Origin of the sequence: Pedobacter gandavensis (genome assembly GCF_032678745.1) — a bacterium.
GTDB lineage: Bacteria > Bacteroidota > Bacteroidia > Sphingobacteriales > Sphingobacteriaceae > Pedobacter > Pedobacter gandavensis_C.
The window spans coordinates 1,012,659-1,025,323 of the sequence record NZ_JAVTST010000001.1 but is presented as its reverse complement, the minus strand read 5'-3'; the positions used below and the strand labels follow the sequence as shown (position 1 = coordinate 1,025,323).

The 12,665-nt window shown below is 37.2% G+C and carries 15 protein-coding genes; 12 read left to right on the top strand and 3 right to left on the bottom strand.

Annotation, left to right across the window (positions count from 1 at the left end):
• Positions 1 to 27: 27 nt before the first annotated feature.
• Positions 28 to 468 (top strand): hypothetical protein, encoded by a 441-nt coding sequence (locus tag R2S10_RS04060; RefSeq protein WP_316839162.1) that lies wholly within the window; start codon positions 28 to 30, stop codon positions 466 to 468.
• An 87-nt stretch (positions 469 to 555) separates the two neighbouring features.
• On the opposite strand, the gene R2S10_RS04055 is transcribed toward R2S10_RS04060, so the two are convergent.
• A complete protein-coding gene (locus tag R2S10_RS04055) occupies positions 556 to 966 on the bottom strand; it encodes a cupin domain-containing protein (RefSeq protein ID WP_316839161.1) in 411 nt (136 codons plus the stop codon).
• 328 nt (positions 967 to 1,294) lie between these two features.
• Between R2S10_RS04055 and R2S10_RS04050 the strand changes: the two genes are divergently transcribed.
• Positions 1,295 to 1,933: an acetyltransferase gene (locus tag R2S10_RS04050; protein ID WP_316839160.1), complete on the top strand. Its 639-nt coding sequence runs from the start codon at positions 1,295 to 1,297 to the stop codon at positions 1,931 to 1,933.
• A gap of 22 nt (positions 1,934 to 1,955) precedes the next feature.
• Here R2S10_RS04050 and R2S10_RS04045 read toward each other — a convergent pair whose 3' ends face one another.
• Together R2S10_RS04045 and R2S10_RS04040 are read right to left on the bottom strand one after the other, a co-directional pair.
• Entirely contained in the window at positions 1,956 to 2,969 is a 1,014-nt protein-coding gene (locus R2S10_RS04045; RefSeq protein WP_316839159.1) for an ABC transporter substrate-binding protein, read from the bottom strand.
• Positions 2,970 to 2,980: 11 nt separating this feature from the next.
• On the bottom strand, positions 2,981 to 5,140 hold the full coding sequence (locus R2S10_RS04040) for a TonB-dependent siderophore receptor (RefSeq protein ID WP_316839158.1): 2,160 nt from the start codon (positions 5,138 to 5,140) through the stop codon (positions 2,981 to 2,983).
• Between the two features lie 245 nt (positions 5,141 to 5,385).
• Between R2S10_RS04040 and R2S10_RS04035 the strand changes: the two genes are divergently transcribed.
• The 10 genes from R2S10_RS04035 (at position 5,386) to R2S10_RS03990 (ending at position 12,135) form a co-directional block, all read left to right on the top strand.
• On the top strand, positions 5,386 to 5,610 hold the full coding sequence (locus tag R2S10_RS04035; protein WP_316839157.1) for a hypothetical protein: 225 nt from the start codon (positions 5,386 to 5,388) through the stop codon (positions 5,608 to 5,610).
• Between the two features lie 21 nt (positions 5,611 to 5,631).
• On the top strand, positions 5,632 to 6,414 hold the full coding sequence (locus R2S10_RS04030; protein ID WP_316839156.1) for a helix-turn-helix domain-containing protein: 783 nt from the start codon (positions 5,632 to 5,634) through the stop codon (positions 6,412 to 6,414).
• Positions 6,415 to 6,478: 64 nt separating this feature from the next.
• Positions 6,479 to 7,015 (top strand): dihydrofolate reductase family protein, encoded by a 537-nt coding sequence (locus R2S10_RS04025; protein WP_316839155.1) that lies wholly within the window; start codon positions 6,479 to 6,481, stop codon positions 7,013 to 7,015.
• 131 nt (positions 7,016 to 7,146) lie between these two features.
• Positions 7,147 to 7,617: a hypothetical protein gene (locus tag R2S10_RS04020; RefSeq protein WP_316839154.1), complete on the top strand. Its 471-nt coding sequence runs from the start codon at positions 7,147 to 7,149 to the stop codon at positions 7,615 to 7,617.
• 243 nt (positions 7,618 to 7,860) lie between these two features.
• A complete protein-coding gene (locus R2S10_RS04015; RefSeq protein ID WP_316839153.1) occupies positions 7,861 to 8,397 on the top strand; it encodes a tetratricopeptide repeat protein in 537 nt (178 codons plus the stop codon).
• A gap of 195 nt (positions 8,398 to 8,592) precedes the next feature.
• Positions 8,593 to 9,111, top strand: coding sequence for a hypothetical protein (locus tag R2S10_RS04010; protein WP_316839152.1), 519 nt, complete (start codon positions 8,593 to 8,595; stop codon positions 9,109 to 9,111).
• Positions 9,112 to 9,130: 19 nt separating this feature from the next.
• Positions 9,131 to 10,252, top strand: a complete 1,122-nt coding sequence (locus R2S10_RS04005; RefSeq protein WP_316839151.1) for a hypothetical protein — start codon at positions 9,131 to 9,133, stop codon at positions 10,250 to 10,252.
• Between the two features lie 126 nt (positions 10,253 to 10,378).
• Entirely contained in the window at positions 10,379 to 11,161 is a 783-nt protein-coding gene (locus R2S10_RS04000) for a helix-turn-helix domain-containing protein (protein WP_316839150.1), read from the top strand.
• Positions 11,162 to 11,225: 64 nt separating this feature from the next.
• Positions 11,226 to 11,762, top strand: a complete 537-nt coding sequence (locus R2S10_RS03995; protein WP_316839149.1) for a dihydrofolate reductase family protein — start codon at positions 11,226 to 11,228, stop codon at positions 11,760 to 11,762.
• Positions 11,763 to 11,892: 130 nt separating this feature from the next.
• On the top strand, positions 11,893 to 12,135 hold the full coding sequence (locus R2S10_RS03990; protein ID WP_316839148.1) for a hypothetical protein: 243 nt from the start codon (positions 11,893 to 11,895) through the stop codon (positions 12,133 to 12,135).
• Positions 12,136 to 12,665 lie beyond the last annotated feature (530 nt).

Below are 12,665 nucleotides of genomic sequence, written 5' to 3'. Positions count from 1 at the left end.
AATCATAAGCTTTTTGGACTGCGCGATGTGCCTGCACCAAGTCATACCCCTGCTTTTATTGATGAGCGTAATGGTGGGAGTTGGATTGCCGTTGTCGTGAATGAGTATAATTACGATGTTTTATTTACCGCCGTGGATCATTGTATTGACGTTCCAACTCGTCCTGATGGTCATCTCTCAAAACGCTGCGATGGTATGCTAACCTTCAATGATACTGTAATATTTGTAGAATTGAAGGAAAGGGGACAGTTTGGTTCCAAATGGATTATTGATGCGGAGAAACAGCTGAAGGCAACGATTGCTCATTTTGAAACTACAGCGCTATCACAAGAGTTCTCGAGTAAAAAAGCATATGCTGCGAATAATGAACATCCAAAATCCAAGGAGAGTTACTTGGTCAGAATGGAGAAATTTCTAGACGAGACCGGCTACATTTTAAGAATAGAAAACAGAATAATATTGGGCTAACCAGATGATTTTTTAAAAAGGAATAATACAAGATAATGCGGGGAAAGAAAGTCTTAGCCTTAATTGAATAAGACTTTCTTTTAGGCTTTACATAGTTTTTTTAGCCTTATGAGGCATCATTTTCTTGCTGTTTTTGAGTTCTGTAACCAGCAGTTTAACGGTGGTACCTCCGATGTTTCTAGCCATATGTGTTGTGGCTTCTATAAACATCGCGTCTCCGGCTTTAACTTCAGAAACAGCAGGTGCTGCTCCTTTAGCGGTAATTTCCAGTTTTCCATCTGTTAAAGCATAGATGAAATGGTCTGGGTGACTATGCCATGGGACAGTATCATTGGGAGCTATTTCGACCTCCATCACCCGTACCTTGTCATTTTCAAGGACAACTCTCTTATAAATATTTGGCGCTACTTTTACTGGGTCCTGTGCGCGCACTTTTGCACTGAACATTAATAATAAACCTAAGAACAGGGACATTGAAACCATTTTAATCGTTTTCATTTTGTTTAGGATTTAAATAAACAGTCTGGGGCGTACTTAGATAGTAAAACAAACAATTGACAGCCTTAAAATGTTTCTGGATTTCCTTATTGAGCTAGCAGTTAATAGACTTTTTTGAAGGTAAAGGCCTCCAGCTGTTCCTACAATCCATTTTTATCTTTTGTTTATTCTTCCGAACCAATCCAACTGTTGATTGTTTATAGTGTAATCAGTACACATCCCTATTAACCTTCCAAGTTTTTGCTTTTTAAACGCTTCATTGCGAGAGGCGATTGAAATGCTGAAATGTTAGCGCTCTATTTTTTAATGTTGTTTTTAAATATCAATTATGTTAATAATAGGAGCTAAAGGATTTGCTAAGGATATCTTAGAAATTCTACGACAGAATAATGAGCTGGATGACCTTGTCTTTTATGACGATATAAACACAGATGAAGAGGAGTTATTCGGGAAATTTCCCATCATAAGGACCATGGAAGAGGCTGCGTTGTACTTTTCAAATGTAGACAACCGGTTTTCTATTGGTATTGGTAATCCTGGTTTGAGGAGTAAAATGTACCATAGGTTCGTAGCTATAGGAGGCGAAATTCATTCTACCATCAGTCCGCGGACAGACATTGGTCATTACGAAGTGAGTATAGGCGATGGCTGCAATATTTTGTCGGGGGTAAAAATATCCAATAGTGTTGAAATAGGAATGGGAACCATGATCTACTACAATTGCCTGATCAACCATGATGTGGTAATTGGGCGCTTTGTTGAAATATCACCAGGCGCGATTGTATTGGGGAAATGTAAAATAGGAAGTTATACCCATATAGGATCTGGAGCGGTAGTCTTGCCTGGGGTGGTAATTGGTAGTTACGTAACGATAGCAGCAGGAGCAGTGGTTACTCATAACACCCCACATCATGTAATGACTGCTGGAGTTCCGGCAATTATTAAGAAAACGAACTATTATTCATAGTTCGTTTTCTAATTTAAATGGATTAGATTAATTCCATTAGTGCTTTGCCTTTTTCTCCGTACAATTTTAAGATCACCTCTTCAACTTTCTGGTTAACATTTACCTCCTTATTTGGGTAAGCCCAATTATGGATGCTAACTGCAGTGCTGAGTGCTTTTAAGGTATGTGGGTTGTAAAAGAACATCGGCAATAAGTTATAGATTTCCTTGTTTTCTATGGCGGATATGCCTCTTAATTCTTTTCTCTTGTAGAATTCATTCGGACTATCATTCCACATGATGATCATATCCGGATTCCAACTTACTAAAGTTTCAGGACTGATGTTGGGTTGGTCAACAGCAAAAGTGCAGACATTTTCTACCCCAGCTGCTTCCAGACAAAAGTTCATCATGCTGTTCCTACCTGCGGTGGCAAATATGCGGCCATAAGCCCAGGAGAAATAAGCTTTTTTCTTAACCTGGATGGTATCAGCTTTGCTTTTCATTGTGGCATATTCCGCTTTTACATAAGCAACTAAGTCTTTTGCTCTTTCCTGCGTTCCGGTTAATGCTGCCAGATCATGCATGGTTTGAAATACTTCCTGATATTGTTCCACTTTGGTGGTATATACTTTTACCCCAACCGCTCGTAAAGCTTGTGCAAGTTCTGCCTGTGCGGATTGTAGGATCACCAGGTCAGGATTCAGCATCATAATGCTCTCTATGTTGCCATCACCGTTACTTCCGGGAACCGCCAGTTTCTTTTGCTGTATCCTGTCGTCTAATTTGGAGTAAAAAGGAAACAATTCCTGACTGTTGTATACATCGTTAAAGATCCCTACGATTCTATCTTCTGCATTGAGCATATAAAGTGCATCCATTGCAGGTTCGTATAAGACTACAATTCTTTCTACAGGTTTGTCTAGTTCGATACTGTTGCCCAAGGCATCCATCACCGATATCGCTTTCTTTTCCTGACTGGTCTCTTTGCTGCCATTTGTACAAGAGAAGAGGAGTGTAGTTGCGCTGATAAATAAGATTGCTATTATTTTGTTCATGATTTTTGTAATTAAAGATTAATACGGAAAGAGAGTCTGGCATTAATGGGTGCTTGTTGTACCCAATAGTACATGTCGCCAGTGTTGTTTCTCCAGGCCGTAGAGTAAATTTTTGAATTCAGGACATTGTTTACCAGAAAATTGATGTTGTACTTTTCATTGCTCCAGCCGATGCCACTGTCCAGTCTGAAAATGTCTTTCAGATGGTCGGGAGTAGTGGTGGTCATACGTTCAGTTCTTCCAATTAATAGCTGGTAGCCCAGTGATACCGTAAATCCTTCTAGTTTTTCTAATGGTAATAAGTAATTTATCCAGGTGTTTTGGATGTGTTTAACTCGATTAGGGGTGGCCATACCGACATTTGCAGGGTGTAAATCATCTTTGGTGATCTTCGAATCTGTATAGGCATAATTGAATATTACATTTGTTCCTTTTGCGATTCGGCCTTTCAGGTCAAACTCGATGCCTTTCGACTGGCTTTCTCCGGTTTGATACAATAAGTTTGAGGTTGGATCTGGGGTGATCAATCTATTGCGGTAGATGTTGTACAGCGATAAAGTGGTATTCCAGCTGCCATTAGCCCAGTCTTTCTTTAGTCCAACTTCATAGCTGGTTCCTTCTAGCGGCTTAAGTGTTTTTCCATCCACAGATATACCGGTTTGTGGCAGGAAGGTCTGATCATATAGAAAATACACTGCGGAGCTGTTATTGAGCGCGTAATTGATGCCCAGACGAGGTGTTAATGCCCAATCTTTGGAGGCACTCTGCTGACCATAATCATTGGTTTTACCATCAGATGCCGTTAAGCGTAGACCTAGCGAAATCCTTAGTTTTTCGTCTAGTAAGGCGATTTCATCCATCGCATATATAGAAGTGTAATTAAGCCTTCTATGGATTTTATTGATATCAGCAGATATATTGTTCTCCGAGTCAAAGTTACCGCCAATGCCATTGTTTAAAATCGTTTCGGAATATACCGGATTGGTGATGCTTAATGGATAGATCGTTGTTGCAGTTGCCCAGGTATCCCAGCTTCTGGATGATTTCCTGTTCATGTCAATTCCTGCGATAAACTGGTGTTTTATATTTCCTGTTTTGAAGGCACCATTGATATAGGCCTGAGTAGAAAAAACAGTGTATTTGTTGGAATCGTAAACAAGGTTTCGATCTAATATATCTTTATCTGTAGGGTTTGCGCCATACACCCAGAATAAGGATCCGTCATAGGCACTATTTACATAGGATACTTTGGCCGTCATTTGCCAGTTTTTATTGAATTTGTTCTGGAAGGTCAGGAATGCGTTATGGTCTTTTCCGATGAATGGTCTGATGCTGGGATCTGTCATTGTGAAATCCCTCGGAAGCGTGCCGTAGCCATATGGAGAGCTTTGTGCCTCACTCAGCATCAGGTAATTGAGGTGCTGATAAATATACTCTGCTGTTAAAGAGGTGTTTTCGTTGAATTTGTACTTTAGGGAAGGGGCAAGGAGGATTTTACTGTTGCGATCGTGCTTTAGAAAGCCCTTTGATCCCATGCCCATCACATTGAGGCGATACTGAAGTTTGTTACTTTTATCGAGCTGCCCATCCAGATCAATTGCAGCACGAAGCATATTAAAACTACCCAATAGGATGTCTGCCGTTCTTCTGGTTTGTCCGGATGGTTTCTTGGTCACGATATTATAGGAACCTGATGGGTCGCTCATGGCATGCATGAAATTACTAGGGCCTTTTAAAAATTCTACAGTTTCAATGATAGAGATATCGTCGGCAAGGGGTCCTTTACCTAATGGGCGCATGTCTACACCGTTGCGCTGGGCACTGATGTATCCTCCACGGGAATAGATATCTGGTGATATTCCATTATGTAGCTCTTCACGTAATGTTCCACTCACATTTCTGGTTACGCTCTCATTAAGGTTGTAAACGGCCTGATCTCTCAGGATCTCTGAACTTAGAATCTGAATGTTCTGAGGTACGTTGAGCAGTGGTGTTGGTAATCGCAACATCTCAGACAATTGAGAAGACTTGTATCTTTTAAAATATTTTGAAAAGATGGATACTTCCTCTAATCTTAAGTTTTTTGCTGTGTCTGGTTGCTTTACTTGTGCATTCGCTGAAATTGAAATGCTTAAAACAACCGCCAAAATCGTAGTTCCCCTGTAATTCATTCTGTTATGTTCTCTTGGTTTTATTTATTACAAAGAAAAAAGAAAGAGATTAGGGCGGGATAAGAACTGTATTAACAGGTGATGAGAGTTTGAGTTTAAATTCTGTTTTTGCGGTGCTTTATATTCCTAAAACTATTAGATTGTAAAATTGGAATTTAGAGGAAACAAACTGTTTGTCTGAATGTTATCTGGTTGATACGTCTTTTTTGCTTCTCGTTATGTTAATCCATTAAACAACCACGACCATGAAAACTAAAAATCTAAACGATCAGAATTGGGAACAAGAGCTAATCGATGAAAACAATATTATTGACCCTAACAAAGGGCGTATACCGGAAGATGATGAAGATGAGGACGATGATTTTTCTGAAGATGACGAAGATACCGGGAGAAATTCAGGTAATGATGAGGAATTTGGGGAAGAAGAATTCGATGATGATGACGAGGATGATGAATTAACCTGGAAATAATATTATTTATCTTTGGGAGGTATGCGTATTCAATCATATGATATCATCCCTGCTTTGCAGTCTTATGTAAAACAGATTTGCACCATGGAGTGTGACGCTGATACTGACAACAGCTATATTCGCGTGTTGCCAGATGCTTGTGTAGAACTGTTTTTAAATTATACAAGTACACCTGTAGCAATAATTAGTAATGAACTGCATAAAGGCAGTATTGTTATTTCCAGGATGAGCCGTCCTAAGGATGTTCAGATGCGGAAAGGGAATGGGGTTGTTGCAATTTGTTTCTATCCTGGCATGGCGTATAAGTTTGTGAAAATCCCATTGCATACTTTATCAGATACCACTCTTTCTCTGACTGATATTTGGGGCGCTGCGGTTGCAGACCTGGAAGAAGAAATGGCAGGATCTAGTAGTAATGAAGTCCGCGTTAATCTGGTACAAAAGTATTTGTTTAAGGAGCTGGCCAATAGTAAAGATGATTTGCATATTGCACATTGTCTAAGGCAGGTTCAATTATCGGGGGGATTGATTCCTGTGGGAAGGCTGGTCTCTGATACCGGACTCAGCCAGCGTCATCTTTCAAGAAAGTTTCAGGAGTATGTAGGCTTGTCGCCTAAAGAATACCTACGTGTTTCGAAGTTTATACTTTCTCTTAATCATTTGAAAAGCTATCCTATGTTTTCTCTTACTGAGCTTGCCTACAAAAGTGGGTATTATGACCAGGCTCATTTTATCCGTGATTACAAGGATTATACGGGTTACACGCCGGGTCAGGTCCTGAAAGACAGGTATATTTTATACTAATGTCCGTTTTGTACAATTCAGAGAAAATTGAGCTAGGCATATTTGCGGTATAAATTTTAACAGGATGAGAAAACTAATATTGGGATTGGCCATCACATTGGATGGTTATATTGAAGGACCTAATGGGGAGTATGACTGGTGCTTTACAGATCAGGATTATGGATTAGATAGCTTTTTTAAGCAGATTGATGCGATCTTCATTGGCCGTAAGAGTTATGAAATGATGCAACAGCAGACTGAAGGCCAGAATGGGGAGACCATCCCAGGGATGCCTGTGTTGCCAGAATACGTATTTTCGAAAACGCTGACTTCCGTTAAAGAAGGTGCTGTTTTGATATCTGGAGATAGTATTGCTGAAGCACGAAAGTTAAAAAATCAAGCGGGAATGGATATCTGGTTATTTGGTGGTGCTTCACTTTTTCACTCCTTGATGAAGGAGGGACTAGTGGATGAATTATGGTTGTCTGTACACCCGATATTACTTGGCGCTGGTAAGCTACTGTTTGCTGAACAAGAGCACAGGACTAAGCTCAAACTACTTGAAAGTAAGACCTATGAAAGCGGACTTTTATCCATTCGTTATGGTGTCGAATATGCTTAGCTGTTAAAATAAGACAAATAAGAGAACAATAATTGAAGTTACAGTAATTTTTTATTTATACTTGGCGAAAATTGTAGAAAGCATTTTAATGTAAGCTAGTTTGTTTCCATTATGTTTCTTAAAAAATAATTATGAGTAAATTAGCTTCATATATATATGCAGCGGTCATATTGACTGGCTTATTGGCTTATATAGGTTTTACTGTTGATTCGTTTATTATTGAGCGATGTCAAAATAAGTATGGGTTATCCTATAATGCGAAAAGAAAAGAGTTGGGTATTCCAATTATCGCTGCTAATTGGAGTATTAAAGAGCGAGATGAGCATTATATTGGTTGGTCTGGGGATGAAACACGCATTGGTCATAAGAGAAAGGCAGTTGTTCTTTCCAGATGTAGTATTAAACATGAATTAGATGTGTTTAATCTTTCCAAACAAAATGGCAACAAAAGATGGCTAGAGATGGAGTATTTTTATCCACAAGAAAGTAAAGGAGCTACTATGATTTATACATATCAAATTGATAGTCAGGTTAGTAAAGTTTCTGAAAGGACGGCAGATAGCCTACTTAAGGCCGATAACATACAGGTGGATATTAGGTAGTTTCTAATTTAGAAAAAGCGAAATCTGGGTTAAGGTATGGAAAATGAGCTATTTAAAGCACTAAAGTTAATTGATATCAATAAGCTCAATGAGGATGATCAAGAAGAATTATTTTAATATTTAAGGTCACAAAAAATTCTCTGATACGGGTTGATTTCTTTAATCTATTCAGAATGAATATTAAGCGTGTAATATCCAGTGATACTGTTTCAATTGCTGGTGTTTTTTGAGAAATGTATAAAAATGGAGAAAGAAACTATTAAGGAATTGCTTACTAAATTTTATATAGAATATCATAATGGAAAGTATAAAGAGGCCATTCAATTATTGAATGACATTCTTTTAAAAGAAGATGGTGATGATTTTTGGATTTACTCTCGGTTAAGCTCATGTTATTACGAGCTGAGGGATTATGAAAAGGCACTTTTTTATGCAAAAAAAGCCTATAAATTAAACCCTGAATCTCCATTAGTATTGTGGGATTATGCCGGAGTATTAATTATGCTTAAAAAAGAGAATAAAGCTATAGAATTACTAAAACGCATACAAAATATGTCAGATGACCTAACCAATCAAGGCTTTATGGACCCTGATATTAAATGGATGCAATCTCTTAAAAATGACGCGAATTTCTTAATTGGTAAAGCTTATTATATAATTTGTGAAGATGCTAAGGCGAAGGACTTTTTATCAAATTACTTATCCAATCAGGATAAGGGCATGAAAAGTATTTATGCTAAAGAAGAGGCTTTACTGTATTTAAATAAAATCGACGCGTAATCTTTTTGGTTAATAGTTGTTGCAAAATTCAGGTTCAGCACCTATTATTAGTGGGTATGTGTTCTGCTATAGTAACAGGAACAATTGTTGAAATTATAACTTATAAGATGAAAAAAAAGAGGTATTGGTTTCAAATTAAAGGAGGTGGAGAAAATACAGTATTCAACAAATGATCAACGGTGAAATGAAATAGATATGAAAAATAAATTTAATTACCTTGTAGCTTTATTGATCTTGTGTTCTTGTTCAAGAAATAGTTGGGATAGGAATTATAAAGGTGAATCTAATTACAGCAATTTTTATATAGTGGATACTATAAAGATAATTGATCCAGTTCGAATTCACTCCCCAAAATTTGGAGGACAGTTTATAGTTTCTAAAGCGATATTAAATCAATATAATAATAAGATTGGATTCTTTACTCGTCCAGATGTATTCCTTTTAGGGGACGATTTATATAGGTATTTACCTCTAAATGAATTTGGAAAATATTCCTACAAAAATTACGGAAGATGTGATTTTAAAAAAACATCTTTACTAGTACCGGGGATTGAGGTCTATGAATTAGAAGGAAACTCTATATCTTTTATTTTGGGTCTAATTAATGCTAATTTTTATCATTTGAAGAACAATTCTTACAGTTATTTTGCTTACCCTATACAGAACGATAAAAAATCTTTTTATAAAATTGTATTTCCTTTATGCGGCAATTAAGCACAGATTTATCATAGTAATGAAAACAATATATCTATTAGTGGCCGTAGTTAGTGTTTTTGTCATGAGTGCAAAGTCTCAAATAAAAAAGAAGGCTGCTCGCATTGACCAAAACCCATTTCAGCAAGTAAAGGTGAGCGATAGTGTACGTCATAAGCTAGCTGAATTCCTTTGGATAACATCAAAAGATAGCTCAGGAATAATGATCAACCATGTTTTAGGTAAAGATAAAACTAGCCAATATCAATTTGTTGAAGGAGTTTATCGTTTTCGACTAAACAAAATACCGGCTATTACTTATCATTTTGTTTATACTAAAGGTGATGGTGTTCAGATCATAAAGGAAATCTCTATAGAAAGTACATTTCGAGCTGTATTGGGCTTTTTCAAAATGAATGAATCTACTTTAAATAGCCAGGATAAACTGGACTATCTTTCAGTATTACTCATTGATATGAAGGAAAGGGAAAGGATGTTAAAGCCTGGTTTTCATGGGGATTATGAGGTGTTTGGTACAAGTGGTTTTATTCAAGAAAAAGGAATAAGCATAGATTCGATTTATCTCAAATTGGCTAAAGGCCGCAATATTAGCCATCAGAAAATAGAAGGGGAGTTCATCTATCCAGAAAATAATGAAGGCGGGGCTGGTTATATTGCGAAGTTTATTGGAAAAGAAAGACAGTACTCCCTTGTTCATACAGCGTACCCAGGTATCAGAAAAGACAATTTCAGAATTAATAACCAATTCTTTACGCTTGATGCAAAAATGGATCCCCTTTCTTTAGTGGTCTACAGACTAAGCTTGAGCAATAAACGATATTTATGCCTTATTGGTAAGGGGCAGTCAGCATCGGGTTCAGGGGTACAGCTCTCTTTCTTTACCGTTCTGGAATTAGATAAATTAGGAAGAGCTACAAATTATTATCAGTTCTCAAGTCGTTTTGGCAATATACATAACATCGTTGATTACAATAATAATGGTAGTATAAACCATTTGAAGATGGTGAACGGAGATAAAATGGGTCAATATATACTTACTGTAAATGATATCAAAAGTGGGAAGCGTATAAATAATAGATTGGTTCTTTTGGATTATAAATTGAATGACAAATTTCATGTATTGAAGGATACGATTATGTAGGCACTTGGTTTTGGATTAACTTGTAATCTTAATGAAATTCACTATAATATTGATGACTTAAGTTTTTGGAATTCAGTAGATGTTGAATGGGTTTTGCCATTTGGTAATTATTTATCTTTGCGAGGTATGCGTATTCAATCATATGATATCATCCCTGCTTTGCAGTCTTATGTAAAACAGATTTGCACCATGGAGTGTGACGCTGATACTGACACCAGTTATATTCGCGTGTTGCCAGATGCTTGTGTAGAACTGTTTTTAAATTATACAAGTACACCTGTAGCAATCATTAGTAATGAACTACATAAAGGCAGTATTGTTATTTCCAGGATGAGCCGTCCTAAGGATGTTCAGATGCGGAAAGGGAATGGGGTTGTTGCAATTTGTTTCTATCCTGGCATGGCGTATAAGTTTGTGAAAATCCCATTGCATACTTTATCAGATACCACTCTTTCTCTGACTGATATTTGGGGCGCTGCGGTTGCGGACCTGGAAGAAGAAATGGCAGGATCTAGTAGTAATGAAGTCCGCGTTAATCTGGCACAAAAGTATTTGTTTAAGGAGCTGGCCAATAGTAAAGATGATTTGCATATTGCACATTGTCTAAGGCAGGTTCAATTATCGGGGGGATTGATTCCTGTGGGAAGGCTGGTCTCTGATACCGGACTCAGCCAGCGCCATCTTTCAAGAAAGTTTCAGGAGTATGTAGGCTTGTCGCCTAAAGAATACCTACGTGTTTCGAAGTTTATACTTTCTCTTAATCATTTGAAAAGCTATCCTATGTTTTCTCTTACTGAGCTTGCCTACAAAAGTGGGTATTATGACCAGGCTCATTTTATCCGTGATTACAAGGATTATACGGGTTACACGCCGGGTCAGGTCCTGAAAGACAGGTATATTTTATACTAATGTCCGTTTTGTACAATTCAGAGAAAATTGAGCTAGGCATATTTGCGGTATAAATTTTAACAGGATGAGAAAACTAATATTGGGATTGGCCATCACATTGGATGGTTATATTGAAGGACCTAATGGGGAGTATGACTGGTGCTTTACAGATCAGGACTATGGATTAAATAGCTTTTTTAAGCAGATTGACGCGATTTTTATTGGCCGCAAGAGTTATGAAATGATGCAACAGCAGACTGAAGGCCAGAATGGGGAGACCATCCCAGGGATGCCTGTGTTGCCAGAATACGTATTTTCGAAAACGCTGACTTCCGTTAAAGAAGGTGCTGTTTTGATATCGGGAGATAGTATTGTTGAAGTACGAAAGATAAAAAATCAACCGGGAAAGGATATCTGGTTATTTGGTGGCGCTACGCTTTTTCATTCCTTGATGAAGGAGGGACTAGTGGATGAATTGTGGTTGTCAGTACACCCGATATTACTTGGCGCTGGTAAGCTACTGTTTGCTGAACAAGAGCACAGGACTAAGCTCAAACTACTTGAAAGTAAGACCTATGAAAGCGGACTTTTATCCATTCGTTATGGTGTCGGATATGCTTAGCTGTTAAAAGAAGATAAATAAGAGAACAATAATTGAAGTTACAGTGTTTTTTTATTTATACTTGGCGAAAATTGTAGAAAGCATTTTAATGTAAGCTAGTTTATTTTCATTATTTTCTTAAAAAAAAGGTATGTGTAAATTAGCATCAAATATAGCTGCAGGGGTCATGTTGACCGGTTTTTTGGCTTCTATAGGTCTTAGTGTTGATTCATTCATTATTGAACGATGTCAAAATAAGTATGGGTTCTCCTTTAATGCGAAAAGAAAAGAGTTGGGTATTCCAATTATCGCTGCTAATTGGAGTATTAAAGAGCGAGATGAGCATTATATTGGTTGGTCTGGGTGTAATCTTCGCCTAACTAGCTACGTTTAAAACTAAAAAATTCCAGTTCTGAGGTCCTAAATGCTGCGATACTGGGATCATCTTTGCCGGTAGGTGGCAGTTTAATGGAGATCAAGATTATTTGGTTAATGGTACCTTAAATTTTATTAATGAAATTACAAAAGATGAGATTAAAAATTGTTAAAATAATTGTGCTTTTTAGTTCTTTTTATTTTTTTGTTACAGCGTTCTGGACCTTATTTATCCTATTGAATTCACTTTATAATAACGTGTTTACTGATCTAACTGGAGCGATTACATTAATAGTTTCACTAGGTATCGTACTATTGACTTTAGTTACTAATTTCGATATTTTAAAACAAAAGGGTCAAATAAAAAATAGAAGTATCCTCATAAATCTAATATTATGTCTAATTCAGTCTTTTTCTTTTTTTTCAAGCGTATTTAGTTGTAAATATACACAGGGACTTGAATGGGTCGGATTTGTTCACCTTAACACCAGTACTTGGAAGTTTGACTATGGAGCCTTTTTTATTGGTTATCATTTTGAATTGGTATTT